Source organism: Ensifer sp. LC11 (assembly GCF_001695835.1).
In the GTDB taxonomy this organism is placed as follows: Bacteria; Pseudomonadota; Alphaproteobacteria; order Rhizobiales; family Rhizobiaceae; genus Ensifer.
The window spans coordinates 346,880-364,444 of sequence record NZ_MBSO01000023.1 but is presented as its reverse complement, the minus strand read 5'-3'; the positions used below and the strand labels follow the sequence as shown (position 1 = coordinate 364,444).

The window sequence follows — 17,565 nt, the reverse complement described above, 5'->3', positions numbered from 1 at the left end:
CATGCTCGACAAGACCCAGATCGAGGCGGCGGCAGCAGCACTCGACGCCGCCGAACGCGAACGCGTCCAGACCGGACTGCTGTCGCTCAAGCACCCCGACATGACCATGGACGACGCCTATGCGGTGCAGGCCGCCTGGGTGAAGCAGAAGATCGCCAGGGGGCGCCGGGTGATCGGGTGGAAGATCGGCCTCACCTCCAAGGCGATGCAATATGCGCTGAACATCGACATCCCCGATTCCGGCGTGCTGTTCGACGACATGCTGTTCGAGGACGGCGCACGCATTCCGGGCGACCGCTTCATTCAGCCGCGCATCGAGGCCGAGATCGCCTTCGTGATGAAGGCATCGCTTGCCGGTCCAAACGTCACCGTCTTCGACGTGCTCAACGCCACGGACTATGTGACGCCGGCGCTCGAAATCCTCGACACCCGCATTCTCCGCATCGACCCGGAAACCAGGGAGGCGCGCACCATCGTCGACACCATCTCCGACAATGCCGCCAATGCCGGCATCGTGCTTGGCGGCCGGCAGATGCGGCCCGACGCGATCGACATGCGCTGGATGGGCGCGATCGTCTCGCGCAATGCCGAGGTGGAAGAGACCGGGCTTGGCGCCGGTGTGCTCAACCATCCGGCCCGCGGCATCGCCTGGCTCGCCAATCGTCTGTCACTCTACGGAGACCGCATCCAGGCCGGGCAGATCGTGCTTGCCGGCTCCTTCATCCGCCCGGTCGAGGCGCGCCATGGCGATACCATCGTTGCCGATTTCGGACCCTCCGGCACCGTCAGCTGCTTCTTCGAATAGGACCGCTCATGCCCGCTCCGCGCAATCCGTTCAAACAAGCTCTCTCCGAGAAACGTCCGCAGATCGGGCTCTGGCTTGCGCTTGCCAATCCCTATACGGCCGAGGTCTGCGGCGGCGCCGGTTTCGACTGGCTGCTGCTCGATGCCGAACATGCGCCAAACGATGTGCCGCTGCTGGCAGCCCAGCTTCAGGCGCTCGCAGGCTCGCCGAGCCATGCCATCGTCCGCCCGCCTGCCGGTGAGACCTGGATGATCAAGCAGATCCTCGACATCGGCGCACAGACGCTGCTGGTGCCGATGGTCGAAAGTGCCGAGCAGGCCCGCGCGCTGGTGCGGGCCGTGCGCTACCCGCCCCACGGTGTGCGCGGTGTCGGTGCCGCGCTTGCCCGGGCATCGGCCTTCAACCGCATTCCGGACTACCTGCAGACGGCCAATGACGAGATCTGCCTGCTCCTGCAGATCGAAAGCCGCACCGGCCTCGGCGCTCTCGACGAGATCGCCGCGACAGACGGCGTCGACGGCGTCTTCATCGGCCCGGCGGACCTTGCCGCCGACATGGGATTTCTCGGCAAACCGGGCGCGCCGGAGGTGCAGGCGGCGGTCGAGACGGCGCTTAAGCGCATCCAGTCGCACGGAAAGGCGGCCGGAATACTCACCTCCGACCAAGCGTTGGCGCGACGCTATCTCGAGCTCGGCGCCACCTTCGTCGCCGTCGGCAACGATGTGGGGCTTTTGGTTGGCGCAACCTCGCGCCTGGCTGCGGAGTTCACAAATACCAAGGCAGAGACCGGCGCTTCAGGACCCTACTGAGCGGTGGCGCGACCCGGCATCGTTTATTGTGCTCGATCGGAACCGGCATCGACTTAATCAGAATTAATCGGTATGATTAATTCTGATTACAGGAGACGCATATGGAAACGAAAGTGCTGACCGCACATGTCCCGTTACCGCTTGCGGAGAAGGTCGACCAGCTCGCCGCCCGTCTGGAGAGACCGCGCGGCTGGATCATCAAGCAGGCACTTGCAGCCTGGGTTGACCAGGAGGAAGAGCGGCGCCGGTTAACGCTCGAAGCGCTGGCTGACGTCGATGCCGGAAGTGTCATCGATCATCAGGCCGTACAGGCCTGGGCAGACAGCCTCGATGGCGACACGCCGCTTTCCGTTCCGCAATGATGGAGCTGAAATGGACGAAAAAGGCGCTGTCCGATCTGTCGCGCCTTTTCGAGTTTCTCTCCCCGGTGAACAGAAAGGCGGCCGCCCGAACGGTCCAATCGCTCGTTGCCGCCCCTACCCGACTGATCGAGCAGCCCCGTCTCGGCGAACGGCTGGATGAATTTGCGCCCCGCGAAGTTCGCCGACTGCTCGTTGGGCACTACGAGATGCGCTATGAGATCCAACAGACGGCGATCCATATACTGCGCATCTGGCACACACGCGAAGACCGCTGAAGCATCCGCCAAACAGGCCAGCGACGTGCTTCGACACGACATTGCGATCGAAATCCGATTTTGAGAAATCATGCCGCGGGAGTATAGCGATTCCACGCCCACCAGCATTGGATCCCGCTCATGACCGATACCGTTCTCGACCGCTTCCTTCGTTATGTCGTCATCGACACCCAATCCGACGCCAAGTCGAAGACACAGCCTTCCACGGAGAAGCAGAAGAACCTCGGGCGCGTGCTCGTCGAGGAACTGCTGGCGATCGGCCTTTCTGACGCGCATCTCGACGAAAACGGCTATGTCTACGCCACCATCCCTTCGAATGTGGACAAGCCGGTGCCGGTCATCTGCTGGTGCTCGCATATGGACACGGCACCCGATTTCACCGGCACCAACGTCAGGCCGCAGATCGTCAGCAACTATCAGGGCGGCGATATCCAGCTTAAGGGCGATCCCCAGCAGGTCATCCGCGTCAGCGACCACCCGGTCCTGAACGACCAGATCGGCAATGACATCATCACGACCGACGGCACGACGCTGCTCGGCGCCGACGACAAGGCCGGCCTTGCCGAAATCGTCACCGCTGCGCAGGTGCTTATCGACAATCCGGATATCAAGCACGGCACGATCAAGCTGCTGTTCACCACCGACGAGGAAATTGGCCGCGGCGTCGACAAGGTCGACCTGAAGAAGCTTGGTGCCGAGTTCTGCTATACGGTCGACGGCGAAACGGCCGGCCATATCGAGGACGAGACGTTTTCCGCCGACGGTGTCGAGATCATCATTCATGGCGTCGCCATCCATCCCGGCTTCGCCAAGGACAAGATGGAGAACGCCATCAAGATCGCCGGCACGATCATTAGCCGGCTACCTCGCGAGGTATCGCCTGAAGGTACCGAGGGCCGCGACGGCTTCGTGCATCCAACGGGCGTGACCGGCGCCATGGATAGGGCCCAGCTCGGCTTCATCGTGCGCGATTTCGACGAGGCTGGGCTGGCCAAGAAGGAGGCCATGCTCGAAGCGATCGTCAAGGACGTCATGACGTCCTACTCCGGTTCGACCTACAGCTTCGAGGTCAAGGAGCAGTATCGCAACATGAAGGTCGTGCTCGACCGCCATCCCGAGATCGTCGAGAATGCCATCGAGGCGATCCAGCGCGCCGGCATGCAGCCGGTGCGCGGCAGCATCCGGGGTGGCACCGATGGTTCGCGGCTCTCCTTCATGGGCCTGCCCTCGGCCAATCTCTTTGCGGGCGGTCATGCCTTCCACTCGCCACTCGAATGGGTCAGCCGCCAGGATATGGAGCGGAGCGTGAAGACGCTCGTCGAACTGGCGAAGATCTGGGCGGAGCGCGCCTAGGGAGGCGACGATCGGCATTTCGCGAAAAGAGACCAGGCAATGAGCACGGCGCGAAGCTCGAGGCGCGCGCCGGCCAAACCCGCTTCGCTCGCGACCAACCCGCCGACCTTCGAGCACATCGTGACCGGCGTCAACGAGACGTTTCTCTGGCGCCTCGACAACTACCCTTGGGAGCGGAATGTCTGGAACTTCCATCCGGAGATCGAGATCCATCTCATCCGCAACGCCTCGGGCCTTGCCTTCGTCGGCGATCATATCGGCCAGTTCGGTCCAGGCTACCTTACGGTCATCGGCAGCAACCTGCCGCATGACTGGGTGACGGTCACCGAACCCGACGAAATCATCGAAGGGCGCGATATCGTCATCCAGTTCCACCCGGACCGGATGCGCGAGATCACCGACGCCTTGCCGGAATTCGCCGAACTCGAAACCTTTTTCGCCCGTGCCGAACGCGGCCTCGTGTTTCATGGAGAAGCGCGCACCAGGGGCGCCGAGCTGATCGAGCGCATGGGAGACTTGAAAGGTCTCTCGCGCTTCTCGCTCTTCATCCAGCTTCTGGACCTTCTCATGAACACCGAGGAGTACGAGCTGCTCTCCTCGCCTGAATTCGCGCCGGAACTCGACCAGCAATCGCTCGACGTGCTGCGCGGCGCGCTTGCCTACATCTACGAAAACATCGCCACCGACATCCATCTTGCTGATCTCGCCAGGCGCGCCGGCATGAGCGAAACGGCGTTTTCCCGCTTCTTCAAGAAGAACACCGGCAACACCTTCACCGACCACGTCAACAAGCTGAGGATCTGGCAGGCCTGCAAGCTGCTGGCAGAGACCGACATGCCGGTCACCGACATCTGCTTCGAAGTCGGCTACCTCAACATCTCCAATTTCAACCGCACCTTCCTGCGCCAGCACAAGATGACGCCATCGGCCTATCGGCGGCTGACCAGCCAACGACGAACGTCCCGTTCCTGAGGCGCATCGAATCGCGTTAACGGAAACCCGCTGCCCGCTTTTGCGCGACATGCTGCAAGCGCGCTTTTCAGACAGCAACAATGAATCCTTGCATTTGCTGCGCTGCAAATAGTTCGATGTGGGTAGAATGTTGCATGAAAGTATAGAATCACCGCATCACGCACGCTAGTTCCGCGAGCCACAAGGCCTATCATCAACCCCAGCGAAACGGTTCGCTATCGGGAAAACGCACTGGGTCTGAGGAGTATCCGGCGCGCATCGCAGACCTGGGGAGGTCTTTTCACAATGACAAAAGCCAAGACGCTCGTTTCGAGCATTGCCTTCGCATGCCTTTTTTCCACCGGCCTGACGACGCTGGCGGTCGCGGCCGAATGCTCCGGCACGATCAAGGTGCTGGCCCAGCCGCGCGACGGCCTGACGCTGCTTGAAGACTACAAGTCCGAATTCGAGACGCTTTCCGGCGGCGCATCCTTCGAGATCGACTATCTCAACGAAAACGACCGGCGCGCCAAGACCAAGGCCGACGCCTCGACCATCGGCAAGTACAACGTCTATTACATCGACGAGGCCAATGTGGCGCTCTTTGCGTCCGCCGGCTGGGTCGCGCCGCTGATGGACTATTATCCCGCAGACTACGACTATGCCGACTTCGATCCCGGCCGGCAGAAGGTCGCCACCTATGACGGCAAGGTCTGGTTCGCGCCGATCACCGGCGGCGGCGACCTGATGGTCTACCGCAAGGACCTGCTCGAGGCGGCCGGCATCGCGCCGCCGAAGACGCTCGACGAATACGTCGCCGCGGTGAAGAAGCTCAACCAGCCCGACCAGGGCATTTACGGCACGGCGCTGCGCGGTCAGCGCGGCTCGGGCGCCAATGTCTGGCGCTGGATGCCCTTCTTCAAAGGGTTCGGTGGCAACTGGTTCGACGGCAAGACGCCCGTCTTCGACGGCGAGCAGGCGGTCAAGGCGACCGAGACCTATCTCGAACTGTTCAAATATTCGGCACCGGGCAGCCAGACCGGCGGCTGGGACGAGGCGGTCGGCGCCTTCACATCCGGTCAGGTGGCAATGCTGATCGAGTCCACGCCGCTCGTCGGCATGGCGATCGATCCGAAGTCCTCGAAGGTTGCCGGCAAGGTCGGCTACCTGCCACCGCCGGCACCGCTGACGGGCGGTGGCTACGGCCATGGTCTGGCGATCGGCGCCAAGGCCAACAGGGATGAGGCTTCCAGGGCCTGCGCCGGTCTCTTCATCGCCTGGGCGACCTCGAAGGAAAACGAGGCGCGGCGGCTTGAAGCCAACCAGTTCAGCGAACTCAACCGCACCAGCATCATGACCAGCCCGAAATTCGCCGAGCTCTATGGTCCCGATCTCGGTCAGGCGCTTGCAGACACCGGTAAGGTCACCGCCGTCAATTTCTGGCAGAGCCCGCAATGGCCTGATCTTGGCGATCGCTGGGGCATCATCCTCGAAGAACTGATCACCGGGACGCGCAGCGACATCAAGGAAGGCCTCGACGAGCTCGACGGTTTTGCCAAGGACCTGGTTGCCCGCAGCCAGTAAGCCGCTTCCTCCCAAGGGGCCATCGGTCGGCGTCTGCCGCCGGTGGCCCGCACCATCGGGAGCGCATCGCCTCAGCCGTAGGACGTCATGACCATGAAGCAGAAAAACAGCCTGCCGGCGGTATTCCTCACCCCGGCGATGGGGATCCTTGCCGTTCTCGCCCTCGTGCCGACGGCCTACGCGATCTACATCTCCTTCCAAAACCGGGAGCTCAGCCGTCCCGACGGCAGCCTGATCGGTTTCGCCAACTATATCGACCTGTTCTCGGACCGGCGTTTCGTCAATGCCATCGGCGTCTCTCTGACCTGGGAAGCGGTGACGGTCGGCATGACGCTTCTGATCGCCATCGGCTTGGGCATCCTGCTGTTCGAATGCGTGTCGCCGCGCGCGCGCAATCTGCTGGCGCTGCTGTTCCTGGTGCCGGTGATCCTGCCGCGCGTTTCGGCCGCCTTCGTCTGGAAGTTCGCCTTTCATCCGCTCTATGGCATCGCGACCTACCCTTACAAGGCGATCACCGGTGAGCCGCTCGACCTGCTCTCCAATCCGGCAACGGCGCTCGCGACCGTTGCGCTGGTGGACGTCTGGCAATGGGGGCTGTTCTTCGCCGTCATCGTGCTGAAACTCCTGGAGACACTTCCGCCGCAACCGTTCGAGGCGGCACGGCTCGACCATGCCCGCACCTGGGAGATCTATGCGTTCATCGCGCTACCGATGCTGAAGGCGCCGCTGATCTCGCTCGCTTTCGTCAAGATGATCGAGTCGCTGCGCGCCTTTGACCTGATCTACGTCATGACCCGCGGCGGCCCCGGCATCGCGACCGAAACGCTCGACATGTACGCCTTTTCGCAAGGCTTCATCGAGTCCGGCCGCATCTCCTACGCCTCCAGCATGGCCGTTCTGATGATGATCGCCACCTCGATCGCCTTTACCTTCATCTGGAAGAGGGTTCAGTGATGGCCACCCACACCCTTGGCCGCCTCATTGGCCGGCTGATCCTTGGCCTCGCTGCCTTCTCCGCCGTCTTTCCGATGTTCTGGACGGCGCTCAACGCCTTCAAGAACCGCGTCGACATCGTCACGCCGACACCGCTCTTCATCTTCGAGCCGACGCTCGACAACTTCGCCTATGTGCTCGGCCGTGAAAGCGTCTTTGCCGGTCTCGTCAATTCGCTGCTGATCTCGGGTGCTGCGGTGCTGATCGGTGCGGCTCTCGGCCTGCCCGCGGCCTATGCGATCGCGCGTTATCCCAACCGCTGGTCGCGCGATATTCAGTTCTTCGTTCTGTCGCTGCGCTTCCTGCCGCCGGTGGCGATCGCCATCCCTCTGATGGTGATCTGGCTCGATTTCGGTCTCTACGACACCCGCCTGTCGATGATCGTCACCTATTCGCTGCTGACGCTCGCGACCATCATCTGGCTCAGCGTTCCCGCCTTTGCCCGCGTGCCGAAGGAAGTCGAAGAGGCTGCCCGCGTCGATGGCTATGGCCCCTATGCAATCTTCTTCCTCATCGCGCTGCCGATTGCGCTGCGCTCGCTGATCGGTGCCGTCGCCTTTGCCTTCGTGCTCGTCTGGAACGAGTTCCTGATCGCGCTGATGCTGACGACGTCGGATGCCAAGACGCTGCCAATCGTCGCCTCGGAACTGACCCAGCTCGGCCGCGACGTGCCCTGGGGCATTCTCAACGCCTCCGTCGTGCTTCTCTCCATCCCGCCGCTCCTCTTTATCGGGGTCCTAAGCGGCATGCTCAACAGCGCCTTCAAGCGCAAGACCCAATGAAACCAAAACACTGAAGACAAGGAAAATCCTTCATGCAAGCGTTGGTCCTCGAGCAAAAAGGCAAGCTCGCGCTCAGGGAAATCGATCTCCCTCTCGAACTCGGCCCGGATGACGTCAAGATCGCCATCCACACGGTCGGCGTCTGCGGCAGTGATGTGCACTATTACACCCACGGCGCCATTGGCCCCTATGTGGTGCGCGAGCCGATGGTGCTGGGACACGAGGCGGCCGGCACCGTCGTCGCGGTCGGCAGCAAAGTCGAAACCCTTGCAGTCGGTGACCGCGTCTGCATGGAGCCGGGTGTTCCCGATCTTACTTCCCGCGCCTCCAAGCTCGGCATCTACAATGTCGATCCCAAGGTGCGTTTCTGGGCGACGCCCCCGGTGCACGGTGTGCTTGCCCCCTTCGTCATTCATCCCGCTGCCTTCACCTACAAGCTTGCCGACAACGTCTCCTTTGCCGAAGGCGCGATGGTCGAGCCCTTCGCCATCGGCATGCAGGCGGCCGCCCGCGCACGGATCGCGCCCGGCGACGTCGCCGCCGTCATCGGCTGCGGCCCGATTGGCATCATGGTGGCGCTGGCCGCCCTTGCCGGCGGCTGCAGCCGTGTGTTCATCTCCGACTTCAGCGCCGAGAAGCTGGCGATCGCAGCACAGTATCCGGGCATCACCCCGGTCAATATCGCCGAGCGCCCCTTTGCCGATGTCATAGGCACGGAGACCGATGGCTGGGGCGCCGATGTGGTCTTCGAGGCGAGCGGCAGCGCCAAGGCCTTCTCCGGCATCTTCGATCTCACTCGCCCGGGCGGTGCCGTGGTGCTGGTCGGGCTGCCGGTCGAAACCGTCCAGTTCGATGTGCCCGCAGCGATCTCGAAGGAGGTCCGCATCGAGACGGTGTTCCGCTACGCCAACATCTTCGACCGCGCCCTGCAACTGATTGCGTCCGGCAAGGTCGACCTGAAGCCGCTGATCACCGAGACCTTTCGGTTTTCGGAGAGCATCAAGGCGTTTGAGCGCGCGGCCTCGGCGCGGCCGACGGACATCAAGCTGCAGATCCTCATGGACAGTGGGAAGGATTGAGCCATGGCGAACATCGTCTGCTCCAATGTCGACAAGCAATACGGCGCCGTTGACGTCATCAAGGGTTTCAACCTCGATGTCGACGATCATGAATTCATCGTGTTTCTCGGACCTTCCGGCTGCGGCAAGTCCACCCTGCTGCGCATGATCGCCGGTCTTGAAGACATTTCCGGCGGCAGCGTCTCGATCGGCGGGCGGACGGTCAACGACCTGCCGCCGCGCGACCGCGGCGTCGCCATGGTCTTCCAGAACTATGCGCTCTACCCGCACATGACGATCTACGACAACATCGCCTTCGGGCTGAAGCGCATGAAGGTGCCGAAGGCGGAGATCGACACCCGCATTCGTGCTGTCGCAGCAACGCTCGGGCTCGACCCCTATCTCACCCGCAAGCCGACCGAGCTGTCGGGCGGGCAACAGCAGCGCGTCGCCATCGCCCGCGCCATGATCAAGACGCCGCGCGTCTTCCTCTTCGACGAGCCGCTTTCCAATCTCGATGCGAAACTCCGAAACCACATGCGTGTCGAGATCGCGCGCCTGCACCAGAAGCTGAAGACCACGACGATCTATGTGACGCATGACCAGCTGGAGGCGATGACGCTTGCCGACCGGATCGTCCTGATGAAGGGCGGCGCGATCGAGCAGGTCGGCACGCCCGCCGAGATCTACGAGCGCCCGCGCACCCTTTTCGTCGCCGGTTTCATCGGCACGCCCAACATGAACTTCATCGACGTCACCGCCGAGAAAACCGAAGGTGGTTGGCTGTTGCGCACTGCCGGCGGCAATTTCTCGATCCCGGAAGGAAAGTTCGCCCTGCACCATCTGCAGAAACTGGTGCTTGGCATTCGCCCCGCCGACCTGCAGCCTGCGGCAACGGGGACAAACCGACTCTCTGGCACCGCGGATCTCGTCGAATTTCACGGCAATGACGCGCTGGTGACGTTCCTTTTCGCCGACAAGGAGATCGGTGCCCTGGTCAAGGCCAGCGCCTGCCCGAAGCCCGGCGACGCGGTCTCCTTCACGTTCGGGCCGGAAAGCCTGCACCTGTTCGATCGGGAAAGCGGACTGTCCCTGCGAAAGCCATGAGACGCCCGCGCACGCGAGTCACGATATCAGCCCGGCCTTGGCCGGGCTGTCTCCGCTCCGGCACCGATGACGAATTGGGCAACCTCACGAAGGGCTGGCAAAGGATGCCGCCGGCAGCGGCCCGGCAGTCATCATCGTGAAATCGAAACTCGCGGGAACATCGGCATCAAGCACATACTGGCGATGCACCCGAAGGAAGTCGCGCCTTATCCGGCGATAGCGCTCCGGGGAAAGCAGGTGCTTGACCCGGATGAAAACGATCGGCGGCTGCGGTGCATCGTGATGTCCCGTCAGCGCGACGACCTGGCATCGATAGAAATTGATCGCGTCTGTCAGGCATTGCACGTCGAACCAGAAGATGTCCCTGACGCGGGCAATGGCACCGACACGGGCCCGCAGGACGTCGGCGCAACGCAGCAGCGCACATTGCAGGATCGCTCCGCCGAGCGTGACGAAAACGACGCGCTTGCCCTCGAACAGGCCAGGCTCCCTCTCGACCAACGCGCCGATCACCTGTGCGGCGATACTGGATCCCATGCTGTGGGAGCTGATCACATATTCGTCGGCGGGCTCTTCAAGGGCAATTCGAACCGATGCTGCGCAATCCTCAGCCCATTGCTTGAAATAGGGTTTTTCCAGGCTTGCCACGGCAACGGCCAGTTCCCAATCGGCAAAGAGATGCAAGGTATGCCACCGTTCCGACCAAGGAAGAAAGAGCTTGAAGAACACCAGGTAGGCGACAATCGCGCTCAGGACCAGCAACGATGGCTCGAGCGCCAGCCAATAGGGCGCCGTGCCGATCAGCACACTCAGGGCCAGCCCGATGATCACCAGCAAAAACGGAAAGACGAAGAACAGACCGAAGCGCCACGCATGGCGAAAGTAGGCCAGCGCGCCACCTTCCCATACGACCCGAGCCGCGCTCAGGAAACCGGTGGCCATTCTCGTTAGCGTCGGTCGGTCGTTCAGATTTCTCACAAGGTCGTCGTGGTCGAACATGTAGACCCGGCTCGCCGTCTGCCAGTCGGGACCTTCGCTCTCGACGTCGAAATAGCGGTTGCGCCCATCGGCATGCACGGTCCCTACCTGGACGGCGAAGTCCTGCAGCTTGGCGGTCTTCAGCGCTGATCGCTGGTAACGCGCCTGATGCTTGGCGGCATCCAGCGGTTCGAAGCCAGGGAAATGCAGCACAATTCGTTTCTTGACATGCCCGGGCGGATTGTCGTGTGACAAGTGAATGAACTTTCGATAGGCGCAAAACGCCCGCCCCCGCATCCCGAACAAGACGCAAGGGCGGGCGCTCGATGAGCGCCGGGTGTTTCCCAGCTTACCGGGAGACGTCACCGATCTCGGTGTCGAGAATATGGCCAAATGAAACGATATAATCAGCATACCGTAAATTCGCGGCCCTGGCGGATTGCTCCGCTCCTCGTACAACGAAGCGGCGGACACCAGCCGGACCCGGATCTGCAACCACGGACCTTGGTCCTATGAAGCTCCGACGAATGTCTGGCCGCACTCGGGGAAAGGTCCGGTCCCGGCCGATCGCGTCAGACACACGTTGACTGCTCATGCCGGCCGTGGGCAAAGTCGAGCTTTCCTGTCGCCAAACCGGCGACGGGCCGCGTCTGCCGGGCGCGCAAATGGGATCCCAGAGGTTTGAGCATCGCCATGCCCCGAACGTTTTTTACCGCACTCTTCTGGGCGGCGGTTTTTCTATTGGCGACCAGCTTGCCTTACCGGCTCACCGTAACCGCCGACGGGATCGCAGTCACCGAGACCGTTGCCCTTGCCAAGAACGAAGGCGGAGGGAGTAATGGTGGAGGCGGCGGAAACGGCGGTGGCGGTAGCAGTGGCGGAGGCGGCAACGGCGGTGGCAACAGCGGTGGTGGCAACAGTGGAGGGAAGGGAAACAGCAGCTCAAGCGGCAATCGTTCCGGCGGCAACTCGAAAGCGTCGCGCGCTTCAATCGGCCTGGACGATGACGGTGACGTGGGCGTTCGCCACAAGGGCGGCATCAGTGAAGTGATCAGAAAGGGGCGCTACATCATGAAGGATGCACGCGGGCGCACCATCATTGATCGCCGCGCGACATCAGCCGACATTCAACGCCTGCAGTCGCTCGCGCCCTAGCGCCAGGCGTTCAGTCGAACACTTCCACCCAGAGCATCAAATGTTGGCTCCGTCGCTTTCGCAGCAGTCAGTGCAGCGAAAGCGACCCGGCCGACCGTAAACGCCAAAGGTCAGAGCGCGTTGCGGATTCTCCGCGAAATTGCGTTATGCCTCGCGTGAATCGCGCAGCACCATGGCCGCCTCGGTGCGGTTGGCGACGCCCAGTTTTGTCATGATCTGCGTCATGTGGTGCTTTACCGTCTTTTCCTGCAGATCCAGTTCGATTGCGACATGCTTGTTGCTCATACCCGCCGCCACCAAGTGCAGAACCTCTTTTTCCCGAGGGGTGAGACTGGCAACGAGGCCGGATTTGCCGGATGCGGCCGGGCCGTTTCGGCTGGAAAGAAGCTTGGCGGACAGAGTAGGCGCCACGTAGCGTTCGCCGGCAGCGACCGTGCGGATCACGTCGGCGAGCGCTGTCGCGCCGACCCCTTTGAGCACATAGCCGGTGGCGCCGCGGTCGAGCGCCACCGTTACGTCGTCGCCGTCTTCAGAAACGGTGAGCATGATGATCTTCTGTGACGGAGCAATGTCGAGAATTGCCGGTATCGCCTCAAGCCCGCCACCGGGCATCGATATGTCCATCAGCATCACGTCCGGCCCGAGCGAGCCGGCAATCCTGACCGCATCATCCTTCGAACTGCCCTCCGCGACGATCTCGAACCCGTCGATTTCCGACAGGCTCCGGGTGACCCCCTCGCGAAACAAGGGATGATCATCAACGACGGCAACGCGTATTCCTGTCACCATGATCGTCAAATCTCCTTGATGCTGGTGGTCATGCGAACGGTCGTCCCGCTGGCATCGACAATAAGTTCGAATGTTCCGCCAAGACTTTCGATCCGTTCCCTCAGGCCCGCAAGACCGAGACTGGCCGGTTGAACCTTGTCCGGATCGAAACCGGGACCGGCATCGGCGACCTCGATCGTGACGCGATCGCCATCCACCCACTGCGCGACCCGTTGGCCGACGCCGTCGGCATGGCGAAACCCATTGTTGAGCGTCTCCTGCACGAAACGGTATATGCAGATCTTCGCGGCCTGTGACAGGCGGTCGGGAGGATTGGTCAAGGAAAGTTCGACGGCCGAGCCCGTGCGCTGTTGATGGGCCTTGACGCTGCGCTGCAGAATTTCGGAAAGCCCGGCCGCTTCGATCTGCGGCAGGACCAGGCCTCCGCAGATCGTCCTGATTTCCTGCATTGCCTCGTCGAGGCGCGCCCTGATCGCGTCAACCTCGCGCTGGCGGACGGCAGCCGGAGTTCGGTTGTTCCTCAGGGCCTCGCTGTCCAGCCGCAGAGACGCATAGGCTACGAGTTGTGCGGGACCGTCGTGCAGATCGGCGCCGATCCGCCTCAGATAACTCTCGTTCAGCGCCGTCGTGCGCTGGGACGCCCGTTGGAGGCGGCCGCGCAAGGTCTCGTTCTGCGCAAGCAATGCCGAAAGCTCGTCGACGCGCTGCTTGAGAGCATGGCGCTGGCTCTCGATCGTCTTGCTTCCGCGCAGGACGATGGCCGACAGGATGACGAAGAAGGCAAGCGTGAAGGCGGCAACCGCCAGCCAGGTATGAAGACGAGCCCGGTTGAGGCTCTGCTGAAAATCGTTGGCGACTTCATGAAACTCCGAGACGGCGACCACCTGCCCGGACCAGGGCTGCAGCACCGGATTGTAGATTGCGAGCGCCGGCGTACCGGCCCGCCCTTCCCCGACATCTCCCGCCTGGTCGAAACGCGCGACCATCTTGCCGGAGAACGCCATATGCAACTCATCCCCAAGCTCGGCCTTCTTGCCGATTGTCGCCTGATCGTTTGAGTAAAGCACGGTGCCATCAGCCCGCCAGAGCCGGAACGTCAGCAACCGATCGCCGAGCGCGCCCTGGCCGAGCGTCTCGTCGAGCGCGCGCGCAACGGTCTCGTCGAGCACCTCGTTCTTCTGCATGTCAGGCAATAGCGGCGCGATCACGCTGTCGACATAGAGTGCCGTCGTTGCGGCAGAGTTTTGCGTCACCGCATCCTCGATGCGGTTGGAAACGAAGGCGCCGACCAAAAGCATGGCGCCAGCAGCGACCACGCCCCCGATGAGCAGGAACTGCGTGGCGAGAGATTGAGAATTCCAGCGGGTGATGAGTTTGTTGACGTGCACCAGGTCTCTCGGATCGGGCCGCCGGCTCGCGTGCGGCGCGACGATTGTAGCAAGGCCGCGCCACCCTAACCACTCCCAAAGGACGGTCAATCGCATCGCCCCGGTTGCCCTCCCGGTCGGACCTTTGAGGCCCTTTGCTCAGACCTAAGTCCTAGGCAGGGCAGCAATGGTCGGGGGCCGATGGCACCGGTTTCCGCCCAACGATATCCTCGCCAAATCAAAACCGGCTCCCTCGGTCCGCGAAGGGAAGCAAGACGTTGAATACATGGAGATCCCTATGGCTATCAAAAAAATCGTCGCCCGGAGCATGATGGCTCTGACGCTGGCGGTCGCGCCCTTGGCGGGCGGTACCCTTTGGCCGATTGACGCCGCTTACGCCAAGGACGGTAACGGCGGTGGCGGCGGCGGCGGAGGAGGCGGCAATGGCGGTGGCAACGGCGGCGGTCACGGCAGCAACCGTGACGGTGGTTCCGCCCACGGAAAATCCGACAATACGCGCGCAAGCAAGGGAACGAAAAGCGACAAGTCCGGTGGAAAATCGCTCCACCGGTCGCAGAAATCCAGCAGCAAGGCAAAGACCTCCAAGCCGGCCAAGACCGAAAAGGTCGCCAAATCGGCTCCTGTGGTCTCGGACCCGCTGCTTGATCCGGTCGTCACGCCTGGGCCCACTCCAGGCTTCCGCTCGCTCAACCGTAATTATCATGCCTACCTCAACTCGAATGACCCAAAGATGGCTGCGGTTTCGGCCTATGCGATCGCCTATGCGGAATTCGAGGCCGAGAATGGCGTCGACGCAATCCCCACGGATCCGGCGCTGAGTGACGAAGCTCTGCGCGAGGCGCTTGCCAGCTTCACCAAGGATGGTGTGGTCACCGACGACATGGTCGATGAAGCCAAGGGCATTCTCGGCGTCGGGCCGGCAATCGGCAAGATCGATGATATCCGCAACACGCTTCCGCCACCGGCTTTGGACGTCGACGTCGACGACCCTGAAGCCGTCGACCCCGAAGCCGAGCCGGCACAATAAAGAACGAACGACCGGCGGCCGGGTGCGGCCGCCGGCCGCACAACCGGCTTCGGGCCAATCTCTTGGATCTCCAGATGTACGATCGCGTTCTTGACGTTTTCGACCATGCGGCAAAGCACGGCCGGGTCGGCTTTTCGCTCCAACACGTCAATTGCGTCACCGATGTCGGCCAGGTCCTTTACTCGGAATGTCTGGGGCGGCTCGTCAAACCGGATGGCGAGATCATGACGGCCAGCGAGTTCATCGGCTATCTGGAGGCGACCGGCCGCGTCGCGGCACTTGACCGGCATATGCTCGCCCTCGCCTTTGATTGGCTGGCGTGCCACCCATCCGGTGATCTCGGCTGCAACATTTCCGCCGCGAACATTTCCGACGAGCGCAACAGGGCGCTTCTCTTCGATCTTTTGTTTGCAAATGCATGGCTTGCCCCTCGCCTCGTGCTCGAGCTGACGGAAAGTCTGCCGATTTCCGCCCACCCGGCCGCAGGCAAATTTCTTCAAGCTCTGCGCGATCTCGGCTACCGGGTTGCCGTCGACGACTTTGGAACCGGGTTCTCCACCCCGGAGGCGCTTTTGTCCCTACCCGTCGACATCGTGAAGATCGACGGCTTCTTTCTGAGGCTCGGCCGCAGCGAGGCAAAGCGCTTCCTCTTGCACATGGTTGGTCTCGCAACTTGCGTCGCCCCGGTCGTGGTTGTCGAAGGCGTTGAAACTTATGAACAATTCGAAACCGCGCGGGCAGCCGGCGCAAGCCACGTTCAAGGGTTTCTGCTGTCCGAACCGACGCTGACCCCGCTGTTTGGAGGCGCACCCCACGCCGCCCGAAATGTGATGCTGTGCTGACGACGCACGAAGCTTCCTGCGCGACCTGACGTTTTCCTTATGCCGCCGCGCTACTTTCCCAAGCGATTTCAGACATCGATCCGTGGCTCCATCTGAGAATGGAAGGCAGTGTCGCCGCCGATGAAGACAGAGCCGGGTGCGCCATTCCGGTGCCTGCCTTCATGACGCCGCTTTTCGATGGCTTGAGACGCGCCGCGTCGTCCGGAACGCAACCGGGCACGCGGCACGGTTCACCGTTGCAGTCATTGGCCTGACCTCCGCCAGCGGGATATCAGCCGCGCGGCCCCAGGACCGTTAGAATTCAAAAGAGTACAGGCGTTGATCGGCACCGGCCCTGTCCGGCTCCATAGAAGCGGCCCACAACGAGCAAGACAATGAAATTCAAGAACGGGTTCAAACTCACCGCCAAGGCGAGCCGCCGCTTGCCGACCGAGTATTTTGTGCTGGCGGATATCCAACAGGAAGGCGCCGTGATCGGCTTCCTCGCCGGCCAGCCAATTCGCGAGATGGTGATCGACCACGATGGTTTGCGCTACCGCTTCGTCGGCGTTGCGCCACGGCTGCCAAGTGGCGGTTTCGACGTATTGGCGCTGCGGCCCGGCGAATGGATCGTACAGCCGGGCCTGATATACGCAGCGGATCCCAAGGCACCGGCGTCCGGGAGACCTGCAGACCGCGCTGCCTGACGAGCCCTGATTGCTTTCCCGCCCGGGTTCTTACCAAAGAACGGTCGCCGCAGACCACGCCGGGCTTCCGCGCAATGTTCCTGTAATCTTGACGCTTTAGCTGCCGGTCTATCGCTTGATCGCCTTGGATTCGCAGTGGATCCGCGATGCAGGCAATCAACACCACGACGGCCTGCGCGCGTTCATGGGTATGCGCGACGCCGTGGAAGAGACCGAGAGCCCTCATGTTCTTCAGCAAAGGCCGTCGCGCCCTTACTTGCCTTGCCGCCGCCACCATTTTCCTTGCCAGTTGCGCATCCGATACGATGAAAAACTACATCGGGCAGCCGGTCGAATCCGTCATCATCGACTACGGCCCGCCCACCAACGTCCTTGATCTTGGCTGGAACGAGAGGGCCTATCAATGGCGCAAGATCTCGACGAATGTGGTGTCCGGCACGTCCAGTGGCGAAATCAGAGACACCCGGCGCGGAATGCGCTACGAGGAATACTCGACACCGGGCTACGTCGAAGAGCAGGAATGTTTCTACACCTTCTACGCGCGCATGCAGCACGGCCGCTGGTACATCACCAACTTCCGTCAGCCGAAACTGGAATGCGAATGACGCCTCGGACCGGGCG

19 protein-coding genes are annotated in these 17,565 nt (G+C 62.2%); 16 read left to right on the top strand and 3 right to left on the bottom strand.

Features of this window, described 5'->3' with window-relative positions; genetic code table 11:
• The first annotated feature begins 1 nt into the window (after position 1).
• From hpaH to ugpC, 11 genes are all read left to right on the top strand, one after another.
• Entirely contained in the window at positions 2–805 is an 804-nt protein-coding gene (gene hpaH / locus BBX50_RS17915; protein ID WP_065776667.1) for a 2-oxo-hept-4-ene-1,7-dioate hydratase, read from the top strand.
• Between the two features lie 8 nt (positions 806–813).
• A complete protein-coding gene (gene hpaI / locus BBX50_RS17910; RefSeq protein ID WP_065776666.1) occupies positions 814–1,614 on the top strand; it encodes a 4-hydroxy-2-oxoheptanedioate aldolase in 801 nt (266 codons plus the stop codon).
• Between the two features lie 101 nt (positions 1,615–1,715).
• Positions 1,716–1,976: a ribbon-helix-helix domain-containing protein gene (locus BBX50_RS17905; RefSeq protein WP_065776665.1), complete on the top strand. Its 261-nt coding sequence runs from the start codon at positions 1,716–1,718 to the stop codon at positions 1,974–1,976.
• A complete protein-coding gene (locus tag BBX50_RS17900) occupies positions 1,976–2,251 on the top strand; it encodes a type II toxin-antitoxin system RelE/ParE family toxin (RefSeq protein WP_065776664.1) in 276 nt (91 codons plus the stop codon). The genes BBX50_RS17905 and BBX50_RS17900 overlap by 1 nt, the downstream gene beginning before the upstream one ends.
• A gap of 120 nt (positions 2,252–2,371) precedes the next feature.
• Positions 2,372–3,604 carry a peptidase T gene (gene pepT, locus BBX50_RS17895; protein WP_065776663.1) on the top strand — a complete coding sequence of 411 codons (1,233 nt, stop codon included), beginning with the start codon at positions 2,372–2,374 and terminating at the stop codon, positions 3,602–3,604.
• Between the two features lie 39 nt (positions 3,605–3,643).
• On the top strand, positions 3,644–4,576 hold the full coding sequence (locus BBX50_RS17890; protein WP_065776662.1) for an AraC family transcriptional regulator: 933 nt from the start codon (positions 3,644–3,646) through the stop codon (positions 4,574–4,576).
• Positions 4,577–4,861: 285 nt separating this feature from the next.
• Positions 4,862–6,139, top strand: coding sequence for a sugar ABC transporter substrate-binding protein (locus tag BBX50_RS17885; RefSeq protein WP_065776661.1), 1,278 nt, complete (start codon positions 4,862–4,864; stop codon positions 6,137–6,139).
• A gap of 93 nt (positions 6,140–6,232) precedes the next feature.
• On the top strand, positions 6,233–7,093 hold the full coding sequence (locus tag BBX50_RS17880; protein WP_065776733.1) for a sugar ABC transporter permease: 861 nt from the start codon (positions 6,233–6,235) through the stop codon (positions 7,091–7,093).
• Positions 7,093–7,914 carry a carbohydrate ABC transporter permease gene (locus BBX50_RS17875; protein ID WP_065776660.1) on the top strand — a complete coding sequence of 274 codons (822 nt, stop codon included), beginning with the start codon at positions 7,093–7,095 and terminating at the stop codon, positions 7,912–7,914. The genes BBX50_RS17880 and BBX50_RS17875 overlap by 1 nt, the downstream gene beginning before the upstream one ends.
• Positions 7,915–7,946: 32 nt before the next feature.
• Complete coding sequence (locus tag BBX50_RS17870; RefSeq protein ID WP_065776659.1) at positions 7,947–8,993, top strand: NAD(P)-dependent alcohol dehydrogenase; 1,047 nt, start codon at positions 7,947–7,949, stop codon at positions 8,991–8,993.
• Between the two features lie 3 nt (positions 8,994–8,996).
• Positions 8,997–10,079 carry a sn-glycerol-3-phosphate ABC transporter ATP-binding protein UgpC gene (gene ugpC / locus BBX50_RS17865; protein WP_065776658.1) on the top strand — a complete coding sequence of 361 codons (1,083 nt, stop codon included), beginning with the start codon at positions 8,997–8,999 and terminating at the stop codon, positions 10,077–10,079.
• Between the two features lie 84 nt (positions 10,080–10,163).
• On the opposite strand, the gene BBX50_RS17860 is transcribed toward ugpC, so the two are convergent.
• Positions 10,164–11,552, bottom strand: a complete 1,389-nt coding sequence (locus BBX50_RS17860) for a hypothetical protein (protein WP_244513175.1) — start codon at positions 11,550–11,552, stop codon at positions 10,164–10,166.
• 186 nt (positions 11,553–11,738) lie between these two features.
• On the opposite strand from BBX50_RS17860, the gene BBX50_RS30290 reads away from it, so the two are divergent.
• Positions 11,739–12,212, top strand: coding sequence for a hypothetical protein (locus BBX50_RS30290; protein WP_161490881.1), 474 nt, complete (start codon positions 11,739–11,741; stop codon positions 12,210–12,212).
• A 144-nt stretch (positions 12,213–12,356) separates the two neighbouring features.
• On the opposite strand, the gene BBX50_RS17850 is transcribed toward BBX50_RS30290, so the two are convergent.
• The gene (locus tag BBX50_RS17850) at positions 12,357–13,001 is read right to left on the bottom strand and encodes a response regulator transcription factor (RefSeq protein ID WP_065776731.1); all 645 of its coding nucleotides are present in this window, start codon (positions 12,999–13,001) and stop codon (positions 12,357–12,359) included.
• A gap of 5 nt (positions 13,002–13,006) precedes the next feature.
• Complete coding sequence (locus BBX50_RS17845; protein WP_244513176.1) at positions 13,007–14,389, bottom strand: sensor histidine kinase; 1,383 nt, start codon at positions 14,387–14,389, stop codon at positions 13,007–13,009.
• Positions 14,390–14,666: 277 nt separating this feature from the next.
• Between BBX50_RS17845 and BBX50_RS30515 the strand changes: the two genes are divergently transcribed.
• The 4 genes from BBX50_RS30515 (at position 14,667) to BBX50_RS17825 (ending at position 17,549) form a co-directional block, all read left to right on the top strand.
• Complete coding sequence (locus BBX50_RS30515; RefSeq protein ID WP_065776655.1) at positions 14,667–15,416, top strand: hypothetical protein; 750 nt, start codon at positions 14,667–14,669, stop codon at positions 15,414–15,416.
• A gap of 74 nt (positions 15,417–15,490) precedes the next feature.
• Complete coding sequence (locus BBX50_RS17835; protein WP_065776654.1) at positions 15,491–16,258, top strand: EAL domain-containing protein; 768 nt, start codon at positions 15,491–15,493, stop codon at positions 16,256–16,258.
• A 374-nt stretch (positions 16,259–16,632) separates the two neighbouring features.
• Positions 16,633–16,944 (top strand): hypothetical protein, encoded by a 312-nt coding sequence (locus BBX50_RS17830; protein WP_065776653.1) that lies wholly within the window; start codon positions 16,633–16,635, stop codon positions 16,942–16,944.
• A 224-nt stretch (positions 16,945–17,168) separates the two neighbouring features.
• A complete protein-coding gene (locus tag BBX50_RS17825) occupies positions 17,169–17,549 on the top strand; it encodes a hypothetical protein (RefSeq protein WP_065776652.1) in 381 nt (126 codons plus the stop codon).
• Positions 17,550–17,565 lie beyond the last annotated feature (16 nt).